General features: G+C 67.3%; 21 protein-coding genes. 15 read left to right on the forward strand and 6 right to left on the reverse strand.

The genetic code is table 11. The features are described from left to right. Both AC3WQM_RS31395 and AC3WQM_RS31400 read right to left on the reverse strand, forming a co-directional pair. A partial coding sequence (locus AC3WQM_RS31395) for a hypothetical protein (protein WP_492683783.1) occupies window positions 1–257 on the reverse strand: 257 nt, incomplete at its 3' end. 25 nt (window positions 258–282) lie between these two features. Beyond that, on the reverse strand, window positions 283–1092 hold the full coding sequence (locus tag AC3WQM_RS31400; protein ID WP_492683784.1) for a hypothetical protein: 810 nt from the start codon (window positions 1090–1092) through the stop codon (window positions 283–285). A 160-nt stretch (window positions 1093–1252) separates the two neighbouring features. Between AC3WQM_RS31400 and AC3WQM_RS31405 the strand changes: the two genes are divergently transcribed. The 6 genes from AC3WQM_RS31405 (at window position 1253) to AC3WQM_RS31430 (ending at window position 9736) form a co-directional block, all read left to right on the forward strand. Continuing rightward, window positions 1253–2095, forward strand: a complete 843-nt coding sequence (locus AC3WQM_RS31405) for a M15 family metallopeptidase (RefSeq protein ID WP_370681903.1) — start codon at window positions 1253–1255, stop codon at window positions 2093–2095. 60 nt (window positions 2096–2155) lie between these two features. Then, the gene (locus AC3WQM_RS31410; RefSeq protein ID WP_489061284.1) at window positions 2156–2449 is read left to right on the forward strand and encodes a PAAR domain-containing protein; all 294 of its coding nucleotides are present in this window, start codon (window positions 2156–2158) and stop codon (window positions 2447–2449) included. Between the two features lie 96 nt (window positions 2450–2545). After that, a complete protein-coding gene (locus tag AC3WQM_RS31415; RefSeq protein ID WP_492683785.1) occupies window positions 2546–4018 on the forward strand; it encodes a hypothetical protein in 1473 nt (490 codons plus the stop codon). 24 nt (window positions 4019–4042) lie between these two features. Then, entirely contained in the window at window positions 4043–7909 is a 3867-nt protein-coding gene (gene tssM, locus AC3WQM_RS31420) for a type VI secretion system membrane subunit TssM (RefSeq protein WP_492683786.1), read from the forward strand. Beyond that, window positions 7906–8889, forward strand: a complete 984-nt coding sequence (tagF, locus tag AC3WQM_RS31425; protein ID WP_095950376.1) for a type VI secretion system-associated protein TagF — start codon at window positions 7906–7908, stop codon at window positions 8887–8889. Before tssM ends, tagF begins: the two co-directional genes overlap by 4 nt. A gap of 7 nt (window positions 8890–8896) precedes the next feature. Further along, complete coding sequence (locus AC3WQM_RS31430) at window positions 8897–9736, forward strand: OmpA family protein (protein WP_489061280.1); 840 nt, start codon at window positions 8897–8899, stop codon at window positions 9734–9736. Between the two features lie 44 nt (window positions 9737–9780). Here AC3WQM_RS31430 and tssA read toward each other — a convergent pair whose 3' ends face one another. The 4 genes from tssA to tssJ form a co-directional block, all read right to left on the reverse strand. Next, window positions 9781–10941, reverse strand: a complete 1161-nt coding sequence (gene tssA / locus AC3WQM_RS31435; RefSeq protein ID WP_492683787.1) for a type VI secretion system protein TssA — start codon at window positions 10939–10941, stop codon at window positions 9781–9783. Next, the gene (gene icmH / locus AC3WQM_RS31440; RefSeq protein WP_062481127.1) at window positions 10938–11735 is read right to left on the reverse strand and encodes a type IVB secretion system protein IcmH/DotU; all 798 of its coding nucleotides are present in this window, start codon (window positions 11733–11735) and stop codon (window positions 10938–10940) included. The genes tssA and icmH overlap by 4 nt, the downstream gene beginning before the upstream one ends. A gap of 16 nt (window positions 11736–11751) precedes the next feature. Then, window positions 11752–13098, reverse strand: coding sequence for a type VI secretion system baseplate subunit TssK (gene tssK / locus AC3WQM_RS31445; protein ID WP_492683788.1), 1347 nt, complete (start codon window positions 13096–13098; stop codon window positions 11752–11754). Between the two features lie 79 nt (window positions 13099–13177). Next, the gene (tssJ, locus tag AC3WQM_RS31450; protein ID WP_492683789.1) at window positions 13178–13798 is read right to left on the reverse strand and encodes a type VI secretion system lipoprotein TssJ; all 621 of its coding nucleotides are present in this window, start codon (window positions 13796–13798) and stop codon (window positions 13178–13180) included. Window positions 13799–14018: 220 nt separating this feature from the next. Here tssJ and AC3WQM_RS31455 point away from each other — a divergent pair, with 220 nt between their 5' ends. From AC3WQM_RS31455 to AC3WQM_RS31495, 9 genes are all read left to right on the forward strand, one after another. Further along, window positions 14019–14705 carry a tetratricopeptide repeat protein gene (locus tag AC3WQM_RS31455; protein WP_492683790.1) on the forward strand — a complete coding sequence of 229 codons (687 nt, stop codon included), beginning with the start codon at window positions 14019–14021 and terminating at the stop codon, window positions 14703–14705. A 121-nt stretch (window positions 14706–14826) separates the two neighbouring features. Beyond that, on the forward strand, window positions 14827–15342 hold the full coding sequence (gene tssB / locus AC3WQM_RS31460) for a type VI secretion system contractile sheath small subunit (protein ID WP_099793844.1): 516 nt from the start codon (window positions 14827–14829) through the stop codon (window positions 15340–15342). A gap of 2 nt (window positions 15343–15344) precedes the next feature. Continuing rightward, window positions 15345–16847 carry a type VI secretion system contractile sheath large subunit gene (gene tssC / locus AC3WQM_RS31465; protein WP_369630576.1) on the forward strand — a complete coding sequence of 501 codons (1503 nt, stop codon included), beginning with the start codon at window positions 15345–15347 and terminating at the stop codon, window positions 16845–16847. Between the two features lie 80 nt (window positions 16848–16927). After that, on the forward strand, window positions 16928–17440 hold the full coding sequence (locus AC3WQM_RS31470; protein WP_062474768.1) for an Hcp family type VI secretion system effector: 513 nt from the start codon (window positions 16928–16930) through the stop codon (window positions 17438–17440). 109 nt (window positions 17441–17549) lie between these two features. Next, a complete protein-coding gene (tssE, locus tag AC3WQM_RS31475) occupies window positions 17550–18041 on the forward strand; it encodes a type VI secretion system baseplate subunit TssE (protein ID WP_062474770.1) in 492 nt (163 codons plus the stop codon). A 29-nt stretch (window positions 18042–18070) separates the two neighbouring features. Beyond that, window positions 18071–19921 carry a type VI secretion system baseplate subunit TssF gene (tssF, locus tag AC3WQM_RS31480; protein WP_070062961.1) on the forward strand — a complete coding sequence of 617 codons (1851 nt, stop codon included), beginning with the start codon at window positions 18071–18073 and terminating at the stop codon, window positions 19919–19921. Next, entirely contained in the window at window positions 19885–21006 is a 1122-nt protein-coding gene (gene tssG / locus AC3WQM_RS31485) for a type VI secretion system baseplate subunit TssG (RefSeq protein WP_159274859.1), read from the forward strand. The genes tssF and tssG overlap by 37 nt, the downstream gene beginning before the upstream one ends. Before the next feature lie 41 nt (window positions 21007–21047). Continuing rightward, window positions 21048–23771 (forward strand): type VI secretion system ATPase TssH, encoded by a 2724-nt coding sequence (gene tssH / locus AC3WQM_RS31490; protein ID WP_492683791.1) that lies wholly within the window; start codon window positions 21048–21050, stop codon window positions 23769–23771. A 38-nt stretch (window positions 23772–23809) separates the two neighbouring features. Then, window positions 23810–26656, forward strand: coding sequence for a type VI secretion system Vgr family protein (locus AC3WQM_RS31495; protein WP_492683792.1), 2847 nt, complete (start codon window positions 23810–23812; stop codon window positions 26654–26656). Window positions 26657–26661 lie beyond the last annotated feature (5 nt).

Genomic DNA, 26661 nt, shown 5'->3' on the forward strand with positions numbered 1-26661 from the left:
AGCACCGTAACCAGCGTCAGCGGCTGGTCGATCAGCGAAGACAGCGCCAGGTCCGCACGCAAGCTCAGGCACACGATGCGCAGCTCGAACAGCTGTGACACCGCCTCGCGCTGCACCCAGCCCTCCACGCGCAGGGCATCGATGCTCTCGCGCGCGGCGGACGAAGAAGATGAAGCAGCGCTTGGTGCTTCGAGGCGGTACAGCCGAGCCGTCTGGCTCAGCTCGGCCCACAGGGCGCTGCGGTCAGCGGAAGGCATCGGAAATTCGCTCAGGTTCGGATGCTCAAGGTTTGCAAGGTGCGCCCGGCTTGCAGTCCGCCGTTGCGGCAGTGGCCTGCGCCGACGGTGCGGGGTCGGAGGTCTTGCTGCGCTTGAGCAGCGCGGTCAGCAGGTCGGTGTCGGGATCGGGCCCGCGCGGACGTGCCGCTGTTTGCGTGACGTTGGCGCGCGTCGCGGGCTTGCTGCCGTTGGCGGCGGTCTTGACGGGCTTGCCGTTCGCGGCCGTGCGCACGGGCTTCTTCGAACCCGACGCGATGCGCTCCGGCTGCTTCTTTGCGGCGACGCCGGTCTTGCTGTCAGCACCCGATTTTTTCGCAGGCGACGCGGCGGCCACGCGCGCCGACTTCGCAGCCGGCGGCACGGCCATGGGCTGTGCCCCGATCGCGGCGAACGGCGTCGAGGCCGGCTGCTGTTGTGGTGGTTGCTGTGGCGGCGGCGTGCTGTCGCCTTCGACGATGCGCGCGGGCGTGGGCTCCGGCGCAGTGGCTGCAACAGGCGCCTGCGGCTTCGGCGGTTCCACTGAGGCAGGTGCGGCCACGGGTGCAGGCACCACTGCCGCCACGGTCGCTGATGCATCCGCGCGCTTCGACTGCAGGTGGTAGGTCGTGGCACCCGCCACGCCGATCAACACTGCGAGGGAGGCCCACACACCGGGCCGTGCAAAGAAGGAACGCGCCCCGCTTTCGCGGCCACCGAACTGTGCAAGCACACGCGTGGACTCGCCTCCGGTCGCGGCAGTCGATGTGGCCGTGGTGGGTGCGTTCGAACCGAGCAGGCTCGGTCGGTCCTTGTGGGCGTCAGACGCGCCCGTCATGGATGGGTGGTCCGGCTGGCTGCGGGCATGTGATTTCTCCCCTCGGCTTTATGTGGCGTGATCAACGCGATATCGCAATTGGGATGCAACAAGGTGTTGCGTGCGATGGGTTCAAATTTTGGAGCGACTCATACAATTGAGTGGCTCTCATTGAACACCGTTGATCTTCTTCACTCTCTTTTGTTATTTTGCCTTGATGGTGGCAGCACTTGCCATCTTCTTGTTCCCTTCTTTTCGTGACCGTGTGTTGCGAGCGACGGTCTCCATTTCTACTGCTATTGCATTCTTTTTTATTGGAATAGGACGCCGTCTCGGTTTTGTGTCCGAAGCAAGTTTTCAGTTGATGCGCGACAGCGGTTCAGGAGTGCGTACTTTTGCCGTAAGGCATCGCTACTTGTTGCTGTCGGGCATGGGTCTGCTTATCGTGCCGGTGTTGTTAAGTGTGACTTTCGGAAGTGGCAGGGTTCTGTTCTTCGACGACTGGGCCGCCACAAGCGACCCGAAGATCGAGGCCTTGCTCAAGGGCGAGCAGCTGGTGCCGCCGCAGCCGTTGCCGCCCGAGGTGTTTGCGACGGCAGAGGTCGAGCAGATTCGTCCGCTCACGAAAGAAGGCAGTCGGGACTGGGCTGTTCTCGATGTGGACTTTCGTAATCGTTTGCTGCTCGTCTACAAGATCATGAAAGAAAAGCACGGCTACGACCTCGCATTGCTCGAGGGTTATCGCAGCCCCGAACGACAAGCCAAACTCGCTGCATTGGGCAATACAGTGACCATGGCGAAGGCCAATCAAAGCTATCATCAGTATGGACTTGCGGCAGACAACGCGTTCTATCGCAATGGCAAGCTGGTGATCTCTGAAAAAGATCCATGGGCCATGGAAGGCTATCGCCTCTATGGTGAAGCGGCCGAGTCCGTGGGCTTGGTGTGGGGTGGTCGATGGTCCTTCAGGGATTACGGTCACGTGGAGTACCGCAAGCCGGGATTTAAATTGTCACGCAACTGAATGCCGGGACGACATCTGTCGCACCGGCACACCACGAGGCAATCAAGGGGGAGAGTTCAAATGGGTGAGGATCAACCCGAGGCGGACAACGACCGCCCGTGGATCGTTCTGCATGACAAGACCGACCACGGTGGCTTCGTGATCACCGCATCCGAAAACACGCACATCGACGAACGGCGCGTGGCGCGCATCGGCGACATGGTGTCGTGCCCACGGCCCGGCCATGGCATCAACCCCATCGTGACGGGCAGCGAATGTGTGTCGATCGATGGCCGTCGCGTGGCGCGCCACGGCGACCGCGCGGCCTGCGGTTGCAGGCTGCTGTCCAGCCAGATCGCTTCCGCCTCCGAATGACGGCGGTGTCTCCTTCTTCGGCTGCAGGCATGGCATGCGGTCACGCGACCGCGTGGGCCATCGCCATCTCGTGACGCAAGCGTTCGAAAACTCCGGATGCTGTCGCGACTGATCAAGCCCGTTCTTTTGGCCTGCGCCGTGTTCATCACGGTGTGGGTGCTCGTGATCGTCTACTGGCAGTACACGGCGCGCATGCCGAGCACGAGCGACATCGTGCTCTACCTTGTCGTGCTGCCGCTGGCGTTGATGCTCTTCTATGTGGTGCTGCGCCGCATCTTCACGGCCGCGCCCGCTGCCGCGTTGCCCGCAGCTGGGGCGACAGTGGCCGCAGGCGCCGCCGCCTCATCGAATGCCGTAGCAACCGAGGCCTCGCAAGAGCGCCTGCAAATGGCGGTGCTCGCCTTCGCCCTTCGCACGCCGCGCGGCAGCGATGCCGACACGGTGGCCACGGCGATCGGCCAGGCGCAGACGCCAGAGCTGGTGCCCGAACTGCGTGACGGCGAAGGCTTCCCCGTCATCGCGGGCCGCGTCGATGGCATCGACGAGAACGAGCTGCGCGAGCATCTGCGCGAAAGCCTGCAACCGACCGGCGAAGCTTTCGATATCGATGCGCTGCCCGACGACCGGCTGCGCGCGATCCATCTCATGTCCGACGTGCTGCAGGAGCTGCTGGCGTCCGCGGCCGAAGCCATCGCCAACGCGGGCGATGCGCTTGCGGTGCGTGCGCCGGGTCGCTTCGTGTCCAGCGGCGGCGTCATCCCGGGGCCGGCGGCGGCGCCGCAGCTGAACCTCTCGCTGCTGTTGCCGGGCGCATGGAGCGAGAGCGAACGCGTGATCGCCACGCAGTGGGTGCAGCAGCGCGTGCGCGAAGGCGATGCGTCGCAGCGCTGGCATGTCGACTGCTTCAAGAGCGAAGACGGCGTGTCCGCGATGGCGCTGCTCGACCGCATCAGCCTGTCGCTGCATCGTGAGCAGCGGCCCGCGCTGTGGATCGCGCTGGCGGCCGACTCCTCGGTGTCCGAAGCGAGCATCGCGCGCTGGGAGGCCGATGGCCTGCTGTACACCGCCACGCGCCGCAAGGGCCGCGTGCCCGGCGAAGCCGCCGCGGGCCTGTTGCTCGTGCGCGCTGGCGATGCACTGCTGGCCCCGGCCGAGGCCGTGCGGCTGTCGCGCAGCGCGAGCGGCCAGCGCGAGGCCTCGGCCGACACCGCGCGCACGCCCGATGCCAGCCTGCTCGATCGCTTCGCCCAGCAACTGCTCGCCACCTCGACGCTCGAGACCGCCCAGGTCGACTGGGTCGTGAGCGACGCCGACCACCGCACCAGCCGCGTCACCGAAGTGGCGAAGCTCGTGCAGGAGCGGCTGCCGCATGTGCCCTTCGAAAACAACCTCTCTGTCTGCGCCACCCTGGGTCACCTGGGGGCCGCGGCCGACATGAGCGCCGTCGTGCTCGCATGCCATTTGGCCGCACGCGATGCACGGCATGTGCTCGCCATTTCCGTGCAGGACGCGCTCGCGCGGACGGCCCTCCTGGCCGGCCCGGCGAGCCCCGCGTCACCCGCTACTTAAACAGGACCGATTCCAGAAACTTCTATGCGGCGATTCTTCAGTTTCCTGGCCGATCCGCGCACCTTGTCGGTGATCGGCGCCATCGCGCTCGGCGCGTTCCTGCTGCTCGGGGCGCAGACGCTCGAAGTCGGCGCGATCTGGGCCGTCGGCATCTTCGTGGTGCTGCTGCTGTTGTGGCTGCTGGTGTGGTTCGTGCGGCGCATGCGCACGCGCGCGGCCAACCGCAAGCTCGGCGACATGCTCGAGGACCAGGCCGACGCCGCCGTGCGCGACAGCGACCCCGAGCGCAAGGCCGAGATCGACGAGCTGCGCGGGCGCATGGTCGAGGCGGTGAAGACCATCAAGACCTCGAAGATCGGGCAGATGTCGGGCAGCGAGGCGCTGTACGAGCTGCCCTGGTACATGGTCATCGGCAACCCGGCGGCGGGAAAGAGCAGCGCCATCCTGAATTCGGGCCTGCAGTTCCCGTTCGCCGACAAGGGCAACGCGGTGATCCAGGGCATCGGCGGCACGCGCAACTGCGACTGGTTCTTCACCACTGAAGGCATCGTGCTCGACACGGCGGGCCGCTATTCGATCCACCAGGAAGACCGCAAGGAGTGGTTCGGTTTCCTCGACCTGCTCAAGAAGTACCGGCCGAAGGCGCCCATCAACGGCATCATCATCACGGCCAGCATTCCCGAGCTGATCGGCAGCCGGCCCGACTTCGCGATCCAGCTCGCCAAGAACCTGCGCCAGCGCATGCAGGAACTCACCGAGCGGCTCGAAGTGTTCGCGCCGGTGTACGTGATGTTCACCAAGGCCGACCTGATCACCGGTTTTGCCGAGTTCTTCGGCGACAGCGACAAGATGGAGCGCGACCGCGTGTGGGGCGCCTCGCTGCCCTACGACGGCGACGAGAAGCAGGACGCGGTGGCGCTGTTCGACAAGCGCTTCGACGAGCTCTACATGGGCCTGAAGGAAATCAGCGTCTCGCACTTCGCGAACCACCGCAGCAGCGACCCGTCGCCCGAGCTGCTGATCTTTCCGCTCGAGTTCGCGGCCATCAAGCCCGCGCTGCGCGCCTTCCTGGCCACGCTGTTCGAGAGCAACCCGTTCCAGCACAAGCCGGTGTTCCGCGGCTTCTACTTCACCAGCGCCTTGCAGGAAGGCACGATGCGCAGCCTGTCGACCGAGCGCATCGCCAAGCGCTTCGGACTCACGCTGAGCAACGCGGCCACCAAGTCGAAGGAAATCTATTCGCAGAACGGGTTCTTCCTGCGCGACCTGTTCTCCAAGGTGATCTTTGCCGACAAGAAGACGGTGCGGCAGTTCTCCAGCCCCGTGAAGGCGCGCGTGCGCTACGTGAGCTTCTTCGCGTTCGTCACCGTGCTGGGCCTCCTGCTGGGCGGCTGGACCTGGTCGTACCTCGGCAACCGCCAGCTGGTGGAGAACGTGCAGGCCGACCTCGACAAGGTGGTCAAGCTGCAGGCCAGCGACAACGGGCTGCGCACGCGCTTCGAGGCGCTGGGCATCCTGCAGGACCGCATCGAGCAGCTCGAGAAATTCCGCAACGACCGGCCGCTGTCGCTGTCGCTGGGCCTGTACCAGGGCAACCAGCTCGAAGACAAGCTCGTGGCCGAGTACTACGGCGGCGTGAAGCAGCTGATGCTCGCGCCGGTGTCCGACAACCTGCAGGCCTTCCTGCGCGAGGTCAACGCGCACCCCGACCGCCTGAAGCGCGCCGATGCGGTGGCTGCACTGACGGGCGGTGCCGCGCCCGCACCGTTGCCGGTCGCAGGTGCCGCGACCACCACGGCACCCGCCGCAGCGCCGGAGGGTGGCGGCCTGTATGCCGGCTCCTCGCCGGCCGACGTGCAGGACGCCTACAACGCGCTCAAGACCTACCTCATGCTGTCCGACAAGCGGCAGGTGGAAACGGCGCACCTCACCGACCAGATCTCGCGCTTCTGGCGCGGCTGGCTCGAGAGCAACCGCGGCGACATGCCGCGCGCGGCGGTCATCCGCGATGCCGAGCGCATGATCACCTTCTACCTGCGCCGCGTGGGCGACGACAACTGGCCCGCGCTGGCCGACACCAACCTGGCGCTGGTCGAGCAGACGCGCGACAACCTGCGCCGCGTGGTGCGCGGCATGCCGGCGCGCGAACGCGTGTACGCCGAGATCAAGGCGCGCGCCTCCACGCGCTTCGCGCCGATGACGGTGGCGCGCATCCTCGGGGCCACGGCCAGCAGCGCCGAAGCCGAAGGCACCCTCGCCGGCAGCGTCGCCATCTCGGGCGCGTTCACGCGCGAGGCCTGGCAGCAGTACGTGGACGACGCGATCCGCGACGCCGCGAACAAGGAAACCTCGAGCAAGGACTGGGTGCTCAACGTCGCCGGCAACGACGACCTGACGCTCGAAGGCAGCCCGGAGCAGATCCGCAAGACGCTGGCCACCATGTACAAGCTGGAGTACGCCAAGGAGTGGCAGCGCTTCCTGCAGGGCATCGCGGTGAAGGACATGGGCAGCTTCGAGCAGGCCGTGGTGGCGATGAACCAGCTGGGCGATCCGCAGAACTCGCCGATCCGCAAGGTCTTCGACACCGTGTACGACCAGACCTCGTGGGACAACCCCTCGCTGGTCAACGCCGGCCTGCAGCAGGCGCGCACCGGGGCCTTCAACTGGTTCAAGCGCCTCTTCAGCCGCGCCACGCCGTCGCAGGTCAACGTGAACGTCGACCTCAACGGCGGCGCCACGGAAATCCCGATGGGCCCGATCGGGCGCGAGTTCGCGGGCGTCGCGCGCCTGGTGGTCGAGCGCGACAACACCTCGCTGCTGCGCGGCTACCTGGGCACGCTGTCCAAGCTGCGCGGGCGCTTCAACCAGATCAAGAACCAGGGCGACCCCGGACCGGGCGCGCGCCAGCTCATGCAGCAGACGCTGGAAGGCAACGGCTCCGAGCTGGCCGACGCGCTCAAGTACGTCGACGAGCAGATGCTCACCGGCATGGACGCCGCACAGCGCCAGGCACTGCGCCCGCTGCTGGTGCGCCCGCTGCTGCAGGCCTATGCGGTGACGGTGCAGCCGACGGCGGTGGAGGTCAACAAGATCTGGAGCGCGCAGGTGCACCAGCCCTTCCAGCAGTCGCTGGCCACCAAGTACCCGTTCTCGGCGAGCGCGAAGATCGAAGCCTCGCCGGCAGAGATCGCGCAGTTCTTCGGGCCTGAAGGCGCCATCGGCAAGTTCGTGACGACCACGCTGGGCTCGCTGGTGATCCGCCGCGGCGATCTGCTGTCGCCGCGCGCCTGGGGCGACCAGGGCCTCACGCTGAGCCCCGACTTCGTGAACGGCTTTGCGCAGTGGGTGGCGCCGCTGTCGGGTGGTGCCGCGGCCGGGGCTGGCGGCAGCGCGCAGCCGCAGACGCTGTTCCAGATCCTGCCGCAGCCCGTGTCGGGCCTGACGGAATACATGGTGGAAATCGACGGCCAGCAGCTGCGCTACCGCAACACGCCGCCGCAGTGGTCCAACTTCGTCTGGCCCAACGCGCAGGGCACGCCGGGCGCGAAGATCACCGCCGTCACCTTCGACGGGCGCACCGTCGAGCTGATCAACGAGCCGGGCAACTTCGGCCTGGAGCGCCTGCTGAGCACGGCGCAGCGCACCAAGTTGCCCGACGGCAGCTTCGAGCTCACCTGGGCGCGCGACAACGCGAGCGTGACCGTCAAGCTGCGCGTGATCCAGAACACGCAGTCGGCCGGTTCGGGCGGCGATTCGCCGCAGGGCAAGGGCCTGCGCGGCACGGTGCTGCCGTCGACGGTCGCGGAGATCGGTGTGCCGCGCGCAGCAGCACCCGCAGCGGTTCAGGCACCGGCCCAAGCGCCGGTGCAGGCAGGGGGAGCAGGCAAATGAGCGCGCCACAACAGCTGTGCTACTTCGGCAAGTTGCCCGGACGCGGCGACTTCGTGAAGGGCCTGTACAACCCGCAGCTCATCAAGGTGTTCGACCACTGGCTGTCGCAGACCATGGAGATGCTGTCGGAAGACCCGCGCTGGAAGCTGATCTACGACAACGCGGCGCCGATGCACTTCGTGTGCCTGGGTTCGCGCAGCCGCGTGGCCATTGCGGGGCACGTGCGCCCCAGCCGCGACGAGTCGTCGCGCCGCTACCCGTTCCTGGCGGCCACCTCGGTGGACGTGGACGAGGCGCTCGACTTCATGCGCGGCGCGCCGATGCTCATCGGCCCCTACTGGGACCGCATGGCGGTGCAGGTGCAGTCGCTGGCGGCCGGCACCGACCTGGACAACGAGCTGAAGAAGTTCGAGGCCATCGACCCGGCCATCGAGACCGGCTTCAAGAAATCGGCCTCGCGCGCCACCTATGCGGCGTTCACGCGCGACACCAGCCTGCTGCGCATCGAGCAGATGCTCAACTTCGACGGCCACAAGGTGTCGCTGCGCCGCGCCATCCTGGCGCTGGGCCTGCTGCTGCAGCCGGTGATGGCCAGCGCGGTGTCGCACCTGGAAAAGGGGCTCACGCTGCCGCTGCCGCGCGACCCGGTCGACCGCTCGCTGATCGCCACCTTCTGGCTCGAGATGGTGTCGCAGTTCCTGGCCAAGGCCGACTTCGAGCTGGTGCTGCTGGTCACCGAGATCGACGGCCGCTCGCGGCTGGTGATCGGCTTCAACGGCCTGTCGCCGCGCAGCCTGCAAAGCGTGCTGCATCCGCAGGTCTACACCGAGCACAACATCGACATCGACAACCCGGAGTGGGTCGAGGACACCATCCACAGCAACTACGCGATGTTCAAGCTGGTGAGCTACCTCGACCAGCCGCAGCTGCCGCTGGACATCGTGCTCACCGCCTTTCGCGAAGTCTTCATCGGGGAATGACACGGTCATGAATTGTTCTTTGCGCGTTCTCGTGCTGTCCATGGCCTGCGGGCTCGCGCTCGTGCCGGCCGTGCAGGCCCAGCAACCACAACAACCCGCAGCGGGCGCCACCGCCGCCCGCGTCGAGACCACGGCCGCGGCCGTCGGCAAGGGCGAGCCGGTCGTGGCCGGCGGGCAGGTGCCCGACGAAGCCACGCGCGCCGCCGTCATCGAGGCGCTGCGCCGCATCTACGGGCCCAGCGGCGTGATCGACAAGATCGAGGTGGTGAGCACCGTGAGCATGCCGGCCAACTGGGCCGCCAACGTGCAGCGGCTGATCACGCCCTCGCTCAAGGACATCCACCGCGGCCAGTTCCAGATCGAGGGCACGCAGATGGCGCTCAGCGGCGAGGTCGGCAACGAGGCGCTGCGCCAGAAGATCGTGAGCGACATGGCGAATTCGCTCAACCCGACCTACACCATCAAGAACAGCCTGCGCGTGCCCGTGTCGGAACAGATCGCGGTCGACCAGGTGCTGGGCAACCGCACCATCGAGTTCGAGCTGGGCAGCGCCACGCTCACGGGCAAGGGCCGCGCCATCCTCGACGAGATGGCGCCCATCCTGCAGAAGCTCACGAACAAGTCGGTGGCGGTGGTGGGCCACACCGACAACGCGGGCAACCGCACGTCGAACCTGGCGCTGAGCCAGTCGCGTGCCGAATCGGTCAAGGGCTACCTGGTGGGCAAGGGCATCGATCCGATGACGCTCACGACCTCGGGCGTGGGGCCGGACCAGCCGGTGGCGAGCAATGCGACCGACGAGGGGCGCTCGCGCAACCGGCGCATCGAGTTCCGGGTGGGACGCTAAAGAAGAAAGGCCCGCAACGCGGGCCTTTTTCTTTCAGCGCAAAGTCAGCGCGACTCGTCGTCGCCCTTGGGCAAATCTAGCAGGTCCACCAGCTGGGCCAGCTCCTGCTCGTTCTTGATCACGTTGCGCAGCCACGCATGCAGCGGCATGTCGGCCCAGCGCGCGGCCTTGTTCGCCATGTAGGCGGCCGGGCTCGAGGGCTCGGTCTGCTCGAAATAGGCCGCCACTTCCTTGAGCTGCGCGATGGCCTGTGCGCGGCTGTGGATGCCGGGTGGCAGCGCGGCGGGCACATGCACCGCGGCGTGGTAGGTGGGAGATGAATGGGGCATGGCGGCGTCGAAGACGGGTTCGATGCGGGTCGGGGCAGCCGGTGCGCTGGCGGCCGGTGCAGCGGCGGTGGCTTGCGGCGCCACGCCGTTGTCGATCGGAACGCCGGCCTCGCGCGCAAAGCGCTCGACGGTCTGGCGGATGGCCGTGGCCGCGTCCTTCGCGGCGCGAAAGCTCGGGCCATTGGAGGCGGTGCGTTCGTCGAACACGGCCTCGAACTCGGCCAGCGCCTGTTCGCAGGCCTGCACGTCGCGGTGCGTCTTCTGCAAAAACTTCGCGGGCGTGGCGCGGCGCAGGCGGTCGAACTGGTCGACCGTCACCTTGTTGCGCTGCAATTCGTCGGCCTGCGCCGGCGTGCGGCGGATCGCCTGGTCGAGCGCCAGCGCGGTCTCCCAGACCAGCGCGCTGTGGCCGGTGTGGCCGTCGCTCACGATGGGCGCGCGCTGCAGCAGCTCGACCGAGCGCGAGATCAGCCAGGTGACGGTGCCGATGCGCATCTCGATGTCGCCGCCTTCGGGCTGCGGATGCAGTTCGTCCCAGTACTGGCGGCACAGGCCGCTGAGCAGGCGGTAGCCGTCGGCCAGCCCCTCGAAGCCGCGCTGGCTGGCCAGCGCGTCGGTGAGCCACACGCCCAAGCGCAGGTCCTTGGTGGACGCGCGCAGCAGCTTGTCGCACTCGGCAATCACGAAGGGCCAGTTGGCCTCCTTCAGTTCGATGACCCATTCGCCCTGTTCGAGCGAGGGGTCGTCGTGCTTGCGCGCTTCCTGGATGGCGTCGAACTCGCGCGAGAACAGCATGTCCTCGCCGCAGGGCTTGGCCTCCGAGATCGGGGCCAGCAGGGCCGCGAGGTCGAGGCGGTTCGTCGCGGCCGTGGTCATGGCAGCGAGATCGTCAGGTTGGCCTGGCGCGGACCGAGCTTCACGATGTCCTGGTAGCTCGCGAGCGCGCCCTGCGTGGTGCTGCCCAGGTGCGCCGACAGGCCGATGAAGCCCAGCAGCCCGATGAGCGCGAACAGCGCGGCCACCACCCACTGCGGCGCCTCGCGCTTGAGCGAGTGCGAGATCAGGTCGGGCAGCGGCCAGTGCGGCGCGAAGGGCGTGCGCTTGCCGCGCGCGTTGGCGATCTCGTCGCCCACGCGCGCCGTGAGGTAGGCCAGCTTCTCGGTGCCGTCGATGGCGTACTTGCCCTGGAAGCCCAGCAGCAGGCACATGTAGAACACCTCGAGCGTCTGGATGCGCGCGGCGCCGTGCGCCCGCTCGACCTCGAGCATGTTGAAGAAGTTCTCGCCTGCCAGCTGGTCGCCGAACAGCGTGAGCTGCAGCGGCCGGCGCTCCCACTCGGAGCGGATCGCGAACTCGGGCGCCGAGAGCACGAACTCGTCGACCGTGGCGCAGAAGGCGTACTTGGCCGCGTGGATCTGCTCGGCCGTGGCGTCGAGCTTGCGCGCGTTGCGCTCGAACTCGCCCAGGTAGTTGCGGATGCCCGTGAGGAACTGCTCGGTGGTGGCCGGCTGTTGCTTCTTCTTCAGCAGGAACAGCATCACGAAGCCATCGTACAGCAGGTCGAGCAGGCTGGAGTCGGCGTCGGGCGCCACGCCGGCCGGCGTGAACGAGGCCGGCGGCGCGTCGGCGCCCAGCAGGGAAGGGGCCTTGTTGAGGGTGGTGGTGTTCATACGATCGGGCGGGTGATCAGCCGGTCACGGCGATCAGTTCGAGTTGCATGTCAGGAATGCCGGCCGGCGCATAGATGGTGACGCTCTGCGCCTGCAGCATGCGGTCGTACAGCTGGCTCTTGCTGTCGATGGAGAAGTAGCAGGCGCCCGCGCGGATCGGAATGGCCGGCGGCACCTGCGGCGCGTAGACGATGCGCACACCCGGCATGGCCGAGAGCACCAGCTTGTCGACGTCTTCGGGTGCGCCGATCTTGAAGCGCTGCGGGACCACCTCGGCCAGCTCGGCGGCCGGCATGCCGGCGGTGACCGACATGTAGAACACGGTCTTCTCGTCGATTTTTCCGGAGTCCAGGCGCCCCAGGTAGAAGGCGTTGCGCGTCTCGGTGAGCGCAATGGCGAAGTAGCGCGTGGAGATGACGGTGTCGAGCAGGTCGCGCACGATGCGATCGAGCTCGGCGAAGGCCGGGCCGGGCTTTTCGTGGTCGTACACCGGCAGGTCGTTCAGCGAGTAGGTCTTGGCGAACGTCATCAGCGCGCCGGCCAGGCTCAGCAGTTCCTGGAACAGCCGCTCCGGGTGCAGCGACGGGTGATGGAACAGGTGCGAGAGCGAGGCGAACGCCGAGTTGGCCGTGTGCAGCAGCCAGAACGAGGCGATGTCGCCCGAGCGGAACTCGATGATGTTCTTGCTCGGCTCGCGGTGGATGCCGTACAGCGAATTGACCTTGGCCTGCAGCACGTCGAGCAGGCGGCGCAGCTGCTGGAACACGGTGGGCGAGGCGTCGATGCTGGTGCACGGCGGCACGAAGCTGCGGTCGATCTCGAAGCCGCCCGCGGCGGTGCGGCGGATGCGGATCACCGGGATCGACACGAACTGCTCGCGCGGCTCGGTGTCGGCCAAGAGCTTCACGCTCTTGCGCAGGAACACCACCTCGGCGCTCACGGCGTTGGTGTACAGGTCGAGCGACTGCGTCGCGTCGCTGGTGTAGCGCGCGGCAAAGCCTTCCTCGTTGGGGTCGGTGTAGTTCTTGCCGAGCTCCTTCACCGGGTGCAGCACCAGGTAGAAGGTGATCTCGTTCTGGCCCGGGCTCAGCGTGTCCAGCGAGATGGGCGGGGGCAGCGCATCGGCCTGCGGTGCCGCGTAGGGCTCGCCGTCGGGGAACACCAGCGACAGCTGCGAAGCGCGCAGCATGCCGCTGGCCAGCGCATCGAGGTCGAAGCTGATGGAGCGCACGCCCCAGAAGTACGGATGCAGCGTCTGCGCCGTGGCGCGCAGGCGCGCCTCGTGGTACGCGTCTTGGCGCTGGAAGTGCTGGGGGCGTAGAAACAAGCCCTCTCCCCAGAGGACCTTGGCTGCGTAGCTCACGTCGGATCAACTCCCCACAATTTTTTTTGAATGTATCGCATCGTCGTGTCGACTCGGACAGGCCCGCCGTCGGTGCAGATCAGGCGGGCGAGGGCCGGCAGGTCACCGGCCCCAACAGGTTGAGCGCGCCCGTGGGGGCCGCGCCTTGTGCGTTCTGCTGGCCCACCACCGCGCCTGTCGTGACGGTGAGCGCGCAGGCATGCGCGCCCATCACGATGCCGGTCTTTTCGGCGTCCGCGGCATTGAAGGCGAAGCGCCAGCGCTGTGCGTCGGGCGAGTGGAACAGCACCACCACGGCCACCGCGTTCGCGGTGCGCGGCACGGTCTCGGTCCAGGTGTATTGCTGGTCGGGAATGAGCGTGATCTCGCGGCTCTCGACGAGGTCGTCGCCCAGCTGCGTCTTGTCGCGACCCGGCGTGACGAAGGCATCGAAGGACGACTGGTAGAAGCCCGTCGTCTCCTTCAGCTTGTAGATGCGCATCACCACGGCCAGCGGGCGGTTGCGGCTGTCGGCGTTGAGGTTCTTGCCCGCGGCGATCGACATCGTCACCTTGCGCGGGGGCTTCTGCGACTCGGGCAGCTCGGGCTTCTTCAGCCCGCTCGCCTCCAGCGCGATGTTGGCGATCGTGAGCGCCGGCGAGCTGCACCCGCCGAGCATCAACGCGGCCAGCAGCGCGCCGGATGTAATTAATGTTTTCATTAAAAGACGAGTCGTAACAAAATTCCGATGGACCAAATAGGATTACGTCATTTCAAACATGACTTTCGATTAGGAAATTAGCATTCATCCTCTCCCGTCATTTGCCATCAATGCCGATGTAGTATCGTGTATTGTTATTGTCACCGGTCGCAAATTAATGAATGATTGCGGCCTGCCAAAAAAAGTCAGACCAGGGGGGAATGTGTCGATTCGAAAAATCATGACTCGCACGATGATTGCCGGTGCCATTGCGAGCACCGTCTTTTTGTCGGCCTGTACCACCACGCCGGACGCGGCCGTTGCCCAGGCCACCGCGGCCTACAACAAGAGCCTCGCCGACGCCGATGCCGCCGCGGCTGCCGCCACCGGCGACAAGGCGCCCGTCATCCGCCAGTACCAGCAGCTCGCCACCGACAACCCGACCCGCGGTGAGCCGTGGTCGCGCATCGCGCAGATCTACTTCAACGAAGGCCGCTACAGCCTGGCCATCTCGGCCGCCGAGGAATCGCTGCGCCGCGACCCGTCCAGCCGCCAGGCCAAGAGCATCACCGCCGTGGGCGGCCTGCGCCTGGCAGCCCGCTCCATCGAGGACCTGGGCAAGGACAGCAGCCTGAGCGGCGACGCCAACGCCGACGCCTACCGCCTGGCCGCCCTGCTGCGCGAAACCCTGGGTCTGTCGGTCCTGGTGCCTGCCAGCCCCGAAGCCCGGCCGACGCCCGCGCGCCGCGCCGCGGCCCCCAGCCCGGCACCCGCGCCGTCGTCATCGTCTGCCGCAGCGCCGACCCCGGTCGCCGCCGCACGGCCGGCCCCGGCCCCGGCCCCGGCCCCGGTCGCCGCGCCGCGCCCGGCACCTGCCGCGCCCGCCCCGCGCGCCGGTGGCGGCAATCCATTTGACGCCCTCAAGTAATTATTTTGTTTTTGAATTGGTTTCTTAAACCAATGTATTAACGAATGGGTGTGCGGTTTCCAAATGGGCCGTACAACTTTTTAATTCGTTTCTCAGTCCTATTGCGAAGGTATTGAAACTTATGGCGACCAAAAGACAGAGCGTGCAGAAGCGGCTTCAAAAAGTGCGCCCGCCGCGCGTGCAACTCACGTACGACGTGGAACTCGGTGACGCCATCGAGAAAAAGGAATTGCCTTTCGTCGTCGGCGTGATCGCCGATCTGGCGGGTCAGTCCGAGGTGGAGCAGCCCAAGCTCAAGGACCGCAAGTTCGTCAGCATCGACCGCGACAACATGGACGACGTCATGAAGGGCGTGGCCCCGCGTGCCGCCTTCCAGGTGCCGAACAAGCTCGACGGGCGCGGCGGCAGCTTCGGCGTCGACCTCACCTTCAACTCGATGGACGCCTTCTCGCCCGAAGCCGTCGTCGAGCAGATCGAGCCGCTCAAGCGCCTGCTCGACGCACGCACCAAGCTGGCCGACCTGCGCAACAAGATGGCCGGCAACAGCAAGCTCGAAGACCTGCTGGCCGACGTGCTGAACAACACCGAGCAACTCCAGCGCCTGGGACAGGGCGTTGGCAAGAAGGACGAAAGCTGACCATGACCGCGCAAGCACTATCGGCATCGGGCGGTGCCTCTTCGTCCCAGGTTTCGTCTGAAGCCTCCGTCGACCTGCTCGACCAGATCGTCGAGAAGAGCAAGGTCGCCAAGTCCGACGTGGAACACACGCGCACCAAGGACCTCATCGGCGAACTCGTCAGCCAGGTCCTCGAAGGCTCGGTGATCGTCTCCGACAACGTGTCGGCCATGATCGACGCGCGCGTGGCCGACCTCGACGCGCTCATCTCCGCGCAGCTCAGCGCCGTGATGCACGCGCCCGAGTTCCAGAAGCTGGAGAGCACCTGGCGCGGCCTGGAGTACCTGGTCAAGGAAACGCCGACCGGCACCATGCTCAAGATCAAGGTCATCAACGCCACCAAGCGCGACCTGATCCGCGACTTCAAGGCCGCCGTCGAGTTCGACCAGAGCGCGATGTTCAAGAAGGTCTACGAAGAAGAGTTCGGCACCTTCGGCGGTGCGCCGTTCGGCGCGCTGGTGGGCGACTTCGACGTCACGCGCCAGCCCGAAGACATGTACTTCCTGGACCAGATGGCGCACGTGGCCGCTGCCGCCCACGCGCCCTTCATCGGCGCGGCCTCGCCCGAACTGCTGGGCCTGGAAAGCTTTGCCGACCTGGGCAAGCCGCGCGACATGGCCAAGGTGTTCGACACCGTCGAGTACGCCAAGTGGAAGTCGTTCCGCGATTCGGAAGACTCGCGCTATGTGGGCCTCACGCTGCCCCGCTTCCTCGGGCGCCTGCCCTACCACCCGCGCGAAGGCACGGTGGTCGACAGCTTCAACTTCGTGGAAGACGTCGACGGCACCGACCACGCCAAGTACCTCTGGTGCAACGCCGCCTGGGCCTTCGCCACGCGACTGACGGCCGCGTTCGACGACTTCGGCTGGTGCGCGGCCATCCGCGGCGTCGAAGGCGGCGGCCTGGTCGAAGACCTGCCCACGCACACCTTCAAGACCGACGAGGGCGAGATCGCCCTGAAGTGCCCGACCGAGATCGCCATCACCGACCGGCGCGAAAAGGAGCTCAGCGACCTGGGCTTCATTCCGCTCGTGCACTGCAAGAACTCCGACTACGCGGCGTTCTTCGGCGCGCAGTCGCTGCAGAAGGCCAAGAAGTACAACACCGACAGCGCCAACGCCAACGCGGTGCTCTCGGCGCAGCTGCAGTACATCTTCTCGGTGTCCCGCATCGCGCACTACCTCAAGGCCATGATGCGCGACAAGATCGGCAGCTTTGCCTCGGCCCACAACGTCGAACAGTTCCTGAATCGCTGGATCGCGCAGTACGTGCTGCTCGACGACAACGCGACGCAGGAACAGAAAGCCCAGTTCCCGCTGCGCGAAGCCGCCATCCAGGTCGGCGAAGTGCCCGGGCGGCCCGGCGTGTACCGCGCGGTCGCGTTCCTGCGCCCGCACTTCCAGCTGGATGAACTGTCTATTTCACTGCGCTTGGTCGCCGATCTGCCGAAGTCAGTGAATAAGTAAGGAGGCAGATCGGGTGCGCGGCCGAGGGGCCGTGCTGCAACACGTTAACTGTCAGTAATCAATCAAGAAGGGGAAGAAACATGAAAGATATCTACGTCAAGTTCGGCAGCCCGGCCATCAACGGCGAGTCGCAGGACAAGGACCACAAGGACTGGATCGAAGTCAGCTCGTGGCAGCACAGCATCGTGCAGCCGCGCTCGGCCACCGCGTCGACCGCCGGCGGCCACACCGCCGAGCGCTGCGAGCACGGCGAGATGATCTTCACGAAGGACATGGACGTCGTCAGCCCGCTGCTGTACCAGCACGCGTCGGGCGGCACCACCTTCGACGAAGTCACGGTGCAGTTCTACCGTGCCGACGGCGAAGGCAAGCGCGTGCAGTACATGGAGATCAAGCTCAAGTACGTGCTGATCGCCAGCGTGAACCCGAAGGTCGTGAGCACCGACGTGGCCAGCGTGCCGAGCGAGACCTTCTCGCTGAAGTACGCCGCCGTGCAGTGGAAGTACACGCAGCAGAAGATCGGCGGCAACCAGGGCGGCAACTCGCAAGGCGCCTGGAGCCTCACGAAGAACGACAAGACCTACTCGGTCTGACGCCAGTCGGGCGATGTCGACCGCGGCGCAGGCCGCGGTTTCTTTTTGGCGCCGCGCCCCTCGCGCGGCGCCTTGCCCGTTGCTCGACGCGAGAGACAGGGAGTGACCCATGACAGGATTCGAACCGGGCCTGCTCGACAAGCTGTTCGATGACGACTGGCGCGGGCCGGCTTCGCCGGTGCTGCGGCATTTGTCGCTTGACGAGGTCAAGAACGTGGTCGCACGCGACCTCGAATCCCTGCTCAACACGCGCATGGTCTTCGACGACGCCAAGCTCCAGGCCTACCCCGAGTGCCGGCGTTCCGTCATGACCTACGGCCTGAGCGATTTCTCGGGCCTGAGCCTGGCCAGCCACTACGACCGTTCGTTCATCTGCCGCTCGCTGGAGCAGGCCATTGCCCGCCACGAGTCGCGCCTGCGCGATGTCTCGGTGTCGCTCGAGGTCGACGGCCAGGCCAGCACCCACATGCTCTATTTCGGAATCACCGCCCTGCTCGTGCTGCCCGAGCTGGCCGAGCCGGTGAACTTCGACGCCATGCTGCAGCCCACGACGCTGCAGTACTCCATCACCCGCGGCACCGGCAAGAGCCGGTACGCCTAGCGCCACGATCCGCGCACACGACGCACACCATGGACGAGTTGCTGCCCTTCTACGAACGCGAGCTGGCCTTCCTGCGCGGCTACTCGCAGGAGTTCGCCAAGGGCTACCCGAAGATCGCCGCGCGCCTGGCCATCTCGGCCGACGCCAGCGAAGACCCGCACGTCGAACGCATGATCCAGTCGTTCGCGCTGCTCACGGCCCGCATCAGCAAGAAGCTCGACGACGACTACCCCGAGCTCACCGAAGCGCTGCTCGAGGTGATGTACCCGCACTACCTGCGGCCTTTTCCGTCGTGCTCCATCGCGCAGTTCGACGCCGGCGGCGCGGCGCTCGCCAAGCTCAGCAAGCCCGTCACCATCGCGCGCGGCACCGAGCTGACCTCGCAGCCGGTGCGCGGCGGCGCCTGCCGCTTTCGCAGCGTGTACGACGTCACGCTGGCGGCGGTGCAGGTGTCGAACGTGGTCTACCACTCGGTGGTCAACGCGCCCGCGCAGGCCTCGCTGCCGCGCAACGCCACGGGCTGCCTCTCGGTCACGCTCGAGGCCACCGGCGAGCAGAAGTCGCTCGGCACCCTGGCGCTCACGCTGGCGCGCCTGCGCACCTTCATCGACGCCGAGCCCTCGCTGGCCACGGCGCTGGCCGACGCCATCTTCTTGAAGACGGCCGCCGTCTTCGTGGAGCCCGAGCGCAGCGGCAAGTGGACGCTGGTGCAGGGCGAGGCGCTGCACCCGGTCGGCTTCGAGGAGGCCGATGCGCTCATCGAACTGCCGGCGCGCTCGCACCCGGCCTACCGCCTGCTGAGCGAGTACTTCGCGTTCCCCGAGAAGTTCAACTTCGTCGACATCGACCTGGCGAACGCGCTGCGCCACATCGGCTCGTGCCGCTCGATCACGCTGCACCTGGTGATGACCGGCGTGCGCGCCGATTCGCCCACGGCGCGGCTGCTCGAGGGCGTGTCCAGCCGCAACCTGCGCCTGGGCTGCACGCCCGTCATCAACCTCTTCAAGCAGCGCAGCGACCCGATCCGCGTCACGCATGCCGCGGCGGCCTACCCCGTGGTGGCCGACGCGCGCCGCGCCTTCGGCTTCGAGGTCTACAGCATCGACTCGGTCAAGCTCGTGAAGCAGACCGCCGAGGGCGACGCGTACATCGAGTTCCGGCCCTTCTATTCGCTGCACCACGGCGAGCATCCGAAGGAGGCCGAGCACTACTGGTTCGCGCGGCGCAACGAACTCGTGGCGCAGCGCAGTCCGGGCTACGAGACCGAGCTCTCGATCGTCGACATCGACTTCCAGCCCTCGCTGCCGCAGACCGAAACGCTGAGCATCGACCTCACCTGCACCAACCGTGACCTGCCGCATTCGCTGGCCTTCGGCCTGCCCGGCGGCGACCTGTTCATCGAAGGCAACTCGGTGGCGCGCTCGATCCGCATGCTGCGCCGCCCGACGCAGACGCTGCGCATGCCGCGCGGCAAGGGCGTGCAGTGGCGGCTGGTGTCGCACCTGTCGCTCAACCACCTGTCGCTGGCCACCAGCGGGCTGCCGGCGTTGAAGGAAATGCTGCGGCTGTACGACCTGGGCCGCTCGGCCGTGTCGGCGCGGCAGATCGAGGCCATCACCGCGATCGAGCAGCAGGCCACCACCCAGTGGTTGCCCGGCAAGCCCTTCGCGACCTTCGTGCGCGGCATCGAGCTCAAGCTCACGGTCGACGAGACCGGCTTCGTGGGCAGCAGCCTGCAGGCCTTTGCCCGCGTGATGGACCATTTCTTCGGTCTCTATGTGCACCTGAACAGCTTCACCCAGCTGGTGATCGTTTCGGCGCGCGACAAGGAGGAGCTGGTGCGATGCAAGCCCCGCAGCGGCGAATCGATCCTCCTGTAGCCGAAAGGCTGCTGCGCGAACCCTACCGCTTCGAGTTTTTCCAGGCGGTGCGGCTCATCGAGCTCATGCTGCTCAAGCGGCAGGAGCGCGACGTGCACCAGCGCCTGGTGCCCGGCGAACGCATGGTGCCGCGCTGGGTGCGCTTTCGCAGTTCCACGAGCCTGAACTTCCCGCCCAGCGAGATCGAAGCGCTGGCGGTGCGCGACGCCGTGGGCGAGCTGATGTCGGGCGCGCAGCTGTGCGAGCCGCCGCTGCCGCACGAGGACGACCACGGCCTGAGCCGCATCGAACTCACACCCGCGTCCTTCGGCATGCTGGGTGTGTCGGGCGCCTTGCCCATCGTCTACACCGAGATGCTGATGCGCCGCGAGCAGCATCTGCGCGACAGCTCGGCGCGCGCCTTTCTCGACGTGTTCAGCAACCGTGCCGCCGCGCTCTTCTATGCGGCCTGGCGCAAGTACCGCCTGCCGCTGCACTACGAGCACGAGCGCAGCCGCGCCTACCTGCCGGTGCTGCTGTCGATGGCCGGGCTGGAGCACACGGCCCAGCGCGATCCGCTGACCGACGGCACGGGCACCGTGTTCGACGAGACCGTGGCCGGCTACGCCGCCGCGGTGCGCCACCGGCCGATGTCGGCGGCGTACCTGCAGCGCGTGCTGTCCGATTACTTCCGCAGCCACATTCGCATCGAGCAGTTCCTGGGCAAGTGGTACGACATGCCCGTGCAGCAGCGCTCCAGGCTGGGCGAGGGCAACGTGAGCCTGGGCCAGAACGCGATGGCGGGCGAACGCATCTGGCAGCGCGACCTGCGCATCCGCCTGTGGATCGGCCCGCTCAAGCGCAGCGCGCTGCGCGAGTTCTTTCCGGGCCGCGCGCATGCGAAGGCGCTCGAAAAGATGCTGGCGCTGCTCGCCGGCGTGACCTGCGAATACGAAGTGCGCCTGATCCTGGCACGCGAAGAAGTGGCCGCCGTGCAGCTCAGCGACAGCGGCGGCAGCCACCTCGGCTGGGACAGCTTCATCACCACCCGCGAGGCCGAGGGCGACCGCAGCGACACGCAGTACGAGCTTCAGCCCCTGCAGTGACCCTTTCAACGAACACGACCGACAGAAGAACACCACCGCTCATGAGCACCTCGCTGAAGACACTGATCACCAAGCTCAACGCCAGCGCCCGCATGGCCACGCAGCGCGCCGCCAACCTGTGCCTGGCCCACGGCCACTACGAGGTCGACCTGGAGCACCTGTTCCTGGCGCTGCTGGAGCAGACCGACAACGACCTCGCGCGCGTGCTGCGTGCCAACCGCATCAGCGCCACCGCGATCCAGTCGGACCTGGAGCGCGAGATCCAGACCTTCAAGAACGGCAACACGCGCACGCCGGTGTTCTCGCAGCACCTGCAGCAGCTGTTCCAGCAGGCATGGCTGCTGGCTTCGCTCGACGCGCACGCGGCGCAGATCCGTTCGGGCCACCTGCTGCTCGCGCTGCTGACCCAGCCCGACCTCGCGCAGCTCGCGCAGCGCGGCTCGCCGCTCTTTGCCAAGATCCGCCTCGAAGACCTGAAGCACGACTTCGACAAGCTCACCGACGGATCGAGCGAAGCGGCCGAGGCCGGCGCCTCGGGCGCGGCCGCCGAGGGTGATGCGCAGCAACCGGCGGCCGACCCGCTGGCCGCGGGCGTGCCGGGCAAGACGCCCGCGCTCGACCAGTTCACCACCAACCTCACGCAGCGCGCGAAGGACGGCGCGCTCGACCCGGTGATCGGCCGCGACACCGAGATCCGCCAGGTCATCGACATCCTGATGCGCCGGCGCCAGAACAACCCCATCCTCACGGGCGAGGCCGGCGTCGGCAAGACGGCCGTGGTCGAAGGGCTGGCACTGCGCATCGCCGCGCAGGACGTGCCTGAGTCGCTGCGCGCCGTGGCGCTGCACACGCTGGACATGGGCCTCTTGCAGGCCGGCGCGAGCGTGAAGGGCGAGTTCGAGAACCGCCTGAAGAACGTGATCGCCGAAGTGAAGAAGAGCCCGCACCCGATCGTGCTCTTCATCGACGAGGCCCACACCATGATCGGCGCGGGCGGCCAGGCCGGGCAGAGCGACGCGGCCAACCTGCTCAAGCCCGCGCTGGCGCGCGGCGAGCTGCGCACCATCGCCGCCACCACCTGGGGCGAGTACAAGAAATACTTCGAGAAGGACGCGGCGCTCGCGCGGCGCTTCCAGGTCGTGAAGGTCGAGGAGCCCAGCGAGACGCTGGCCGCCGCCATGCTGCGCGGCATGGTGCCGCTGATGGAGAAGCACTTCAACATCCGCGTGCTCGACGAAGCCATCACCGAGGCCGTGCGCCTGTCGCATCGCTACATCAGCGGGCGGCAACTGCCCGACAAGGCCGTGAGCGTGCTCGACACCGCGTGCGCGAAAGTGGCGCTCGGCCAGAGCGCGACGCCGGCGTTGATCGAGGAAGCGAACCGCGGCCTCGAGCGCATCGAGGCCGAGAGCGCCGCGCTGGTACGCGACACCGCGGCCGGCGGGCGCCATGAGGCGCGCCTGGCCGAACTGGCGGAGCAGAAGAGTGCGTTGCAGGCCGAGTTGGCCGCGAGCCAGCAGCGCCTGGCCGAAGAGAACGCGCTGGTCGAACGCATCCGCGCGCTGCGTGCGCAACGCGACGAGTCGGCTGCGCAGCCTGAAGCCGCACCTGCCGTGGCGGAGAAGGCACCGGTCCGCGCCGCCAGCCGCAAGAAAACCGCTGCCGCCGCCGACCCCGCGCGCGACGAACTCGACGCCCTGCTCGCCGAACTGCGCGCACTGCAAAGCACCACGCCGATGGTCCCGCTGCAGGTCGACGGCCACGTCGTCGCCGAGATCGTCTCGGCCTGGACCGGCGTGCCGCTGGGCCGCATGGTCAAGGACGAGATCAAGACCGTGCGCGCCCTCGACACCCTGCTGGCCGAGCGCGTCATCGGCCAGGACCACGCACTCGCCGCCGTGGCCCAGCGCGTGCGCACCGCGAGCGCGCGCCTGGAAGACCCCAACAAGCCGCGCGGCGTGTTCATGTTCGTCGGCCCCTCGGGCGTGGGCAAGACCGAGACCGCGCTCGCGCTGGCCGACATCCTGTACGGCGGCGAGAAGAAGCTCATCACCATCAACATGAGCGAATACCAGGAGGCGCACAGCGTCTCGGGCCTGAAGGGCTCGCCGCCCGGCTACGTGGGCTATGGCGAAGGCGGCGTGCTCACCGAGGCCGTGCGCCGCCAGCCCTACAGCGTGGTGCTGCTCGACGAGGTCGAGAAGGCCCACCCCGACGTGCTCGAGATGTTCTTCCAGGTGTTCGACAAGGGCATGATGGACGACGCCGAAGGCCGAGAGATCGACTTCCGCAACACGTTGATCATCCTCACCTCGAACATCGGTTCGTCGCAGATCATGCAGGCGTGCCTGAACAAGGCCGACGACGAGCGCCCCGCGCCCGACGCGCTGGCCGACGCGCTGCGCCCCGTGCTCATGAAGGCCTTCAAGCCGGCCTTTCTCGGCCGCATGAAGGTGGCGCCGTTCTATCCGATCACCGATGCGGTGCTCGAGCAGATCATCGCGCTCAAGCTCGGGCGCATCCGCGACCGCATCGCGACCAACCACAAGGCCGTGTTCGAGTGGGACGACGCGCTGGTCGAGGCCGTGCTCGCGCGCTGCACCGAGGTCGACTCAGGTGCGCGCAACGTCGACCACATCCTCAACGGCACCCTGCTGCCCGAGATCGCCGAGGCCGTGCTCACGCGCATGGCCGACGAGACGCCGCTGGCCAAGATCAAGGCCAGCTGCGGCAAGGGCGGCGAGTTCCGCTACCGGATCACCTAGGCGCGGCAGCCGCGCGTGCCCACGGGAGAACCAGAACAATGACGACGACCTTCACATCGGCCTCGCTCGGCGGGCTCATGCGCGCGGGCACCACGCAGCGCGATCGCCTGCTGGTGCTGCACACGCCGCTGGGCGAGAACAAGCTGCTGGCCGAGCGCCTGGACGGCGTGGAGTGCATCGACGGCGGCGGCTTTCGCTTTGAACTCACCGCGCTGAGCGACGACGCGCACATCGAGCTCAAGACCCTCATCGGCCAGGGCGTGCGGCTCGATCTGCAAACCGCGCAAAGCCGCACCGAACTGCGCCCCTTCCATGGCCATGTGAGCGAGGCCGAGTGCGTGTCGAGCAACGGCGGCATGGCGCGCTACCGCATCGTCATCGAGCCGTGGATCGCCTTCCTGCGCTACCGCCAGGACAGCTGCCTGTTCCAGCACCAGAACGTGTTCGACATCGTCGATGCCGTGTTCGGCCGCTACCAGAGCCAGGGCCAGCTTGCGCCCCAATGGCGCTGGGAGATCGCCCAGCGCGACATCTACCCCGTGCGCGGCATCACCACCCAGTACCAGGAAAGCGACTTCGAATTCGTCGCGCGCCTGCTGGCTGAAGAAGGCCTGTGCTACTGGTTCGAACACGCCACCGGCAAAGACGGCGCACTGGGCAGCCACACCCTCGTCATCGCCGACCACAACGGCGCTTTCCGCGCCAACGCGCAAGCCACCATCCGCTTTCACCGCGCCGATGCCAGCGAGCGCGAGGACACCATCCAGCAGTGGCGCGGCCACCGCCAGCTGCAGACCAACAGCCTCGCGCAGCAAAGCTGGGACTACAAGAGCGTGAACGCACGCCCCGTGCAGCAGCAAAGCCGCGCCGCGGGCCAGCGCACCCTGCACTGGAGCGATGACCCCGGCGCCTACGGATGGGAGACCAGTGCACAAGGCGAGCGCCTGCTCGCCAACGCCCTGCAGGCGCTGGAACTGCGCAACAAGCGCTTCGAAGGCCGCAGTGCCGTGCGCACCCTGGCGCCCGCCACCACCTTCACGCTGAGCGGGCACGAACAGCACGACAAGGACAGCGAGCAGGACCGCCGCTTCGCCGTGCTGGCCGTGCGCCACATCGCGCGCAACAACTTCGACGAAGACCTGAAGACCGGCATCGGCGAGCGACTGGGTCTGCCCGACATCGCCACCGTGTTCGACAGCGGCAACGGCGACACGACCGCAGACGCCGTCACCCACTACCGCAACGAATTCACCACCGTGCGCGCGGCCATCCCTTACCGGCCGCTGAGCCTGGACGGCCACGGCCAGCGCATCCACCCCAAGCCCAGCGTGCACGGCAGCCAGAGCGCCATCGTCATCGGCGTGGGCGGCGGCGATGCCCCGGTGCACACCGACCGCGACCACCGCATCAAGGTGCAGTTCCACTGGCAGCGCGGCAGTGCGTCCAGCGCACGCCAGTCGCGCACCGACGGCCAGGACAACGCCCCCGCCGCCGACCGCCTGGGCGCCTGGGTGCGCGTGGCCGCCAGCGCCGCCGGCGACAACTGGGGCCAGATGAGCCTGCCGCGCGTGGGCCAGGAAGTGCTCGTCGAGTTCCACCACGGCGACATCGACCGCCCCGTGGTCGTCGCCGCGCTGTACAACGGCGCCGGGCAGGTCGACGCCCAGCACAACCAGAAACCCGCGGGCGCTGCTCAGTCCACCGGCAACGCGCCCGCGTGGTTCGCCGGCGAAGGCAAGGGCGCCAAGGAGCATGCGCACAACGCCGTCTTCAGCGGCATCAAGACCCAGGAACTGAGCGCCAGCCAGAGCGGCGACGGGGGCTACAACCAACTCGTCTTCGACGACACCCCCGGCCAGGGCAGCACCAGCCTGGCCACCACCCAGGCCAGCAGCCGCCTGCACCTGGGCCACCACAAGCAGCAGGACGACAACGCCCGCGGCAAGGGCCGCGGCCACGGCGCCGAACTGGCCACCACCGCGCAAGGCGCCATCCGCGCGGGCGCAGGCCTGCTCGTGAGCGCGTATGCGCAGCCGAACGCCAAGGGCGCGTTCATGGCGAGCCGCGAAGCGCGGCAGCAGACGAAACAGGCCGAAGAGCTGGCCACCTCGCTCGCCCAGAGTGCGCAGACGCAGAAGGCGCAGATCAAGGGTGAAGGGGCTCCTGGCGAGCTGCCGGCGATCGCGGCGCTGAAGCATGTGGCCGAGGTGTTGGAGGCGAAGCAGGAAGGCGGTGCTGCGGCATCGGGCAGCACTGGGGGTTCAGGCGGCGGCGACATCAAGGCCACCGAAGGCGGCCACGGCAGCGTCACCGCGTACAGCGAGCCGCACCTGCAGTTCAGCGCGCCGATGGGCATCGGCTTCGTCACGCCGAAGGAAGTGGTCGCCGTGAGCGGACAGCACACCGCGATCGTCGCGAGCCAGGATGTCGACCTGCCCGCGCAGGGGCAGATCGCCCTGAGCGTGGCCAGCGGGGTGAGCCTGTACACGGTGGGTGCGAAGGCCGGCGAAGGCGGCGAGCCGAACCAGGAGCGCGGCATCGCGCTGCACGCGGCCAGCGGCAAGGTGAGCCTGCAGAGCCAGGCAGGCGCCACGAAGATCGCGGCGGACAAGAAAGTGACGATCGCCAGCACGGCGAAGGACGTGGCCGTGGAAGCGCCCAAGCACGTGCTGCTGACCAGCGCGGGGGCGTACATCAGGCTGGAAGGATCGAGCATCAAGATCCATGCGCCGGGGAAGGTGACGTTCAGGGGGATGCACAACTTTGTGGGGCCAGCGGGGGACAGTGCGAGCAATGCGGCTGCCAACGGAGCATTGAAGTTGTGTGACTACAAGATGAAAAGTGCCGATGCGGGCGGTGATGCGCTTGTGTCGTTGCAGGCATAGCGAGC

Source organism: Variovorax sp. FW301-JW7 (assembly GCF_058788795.1).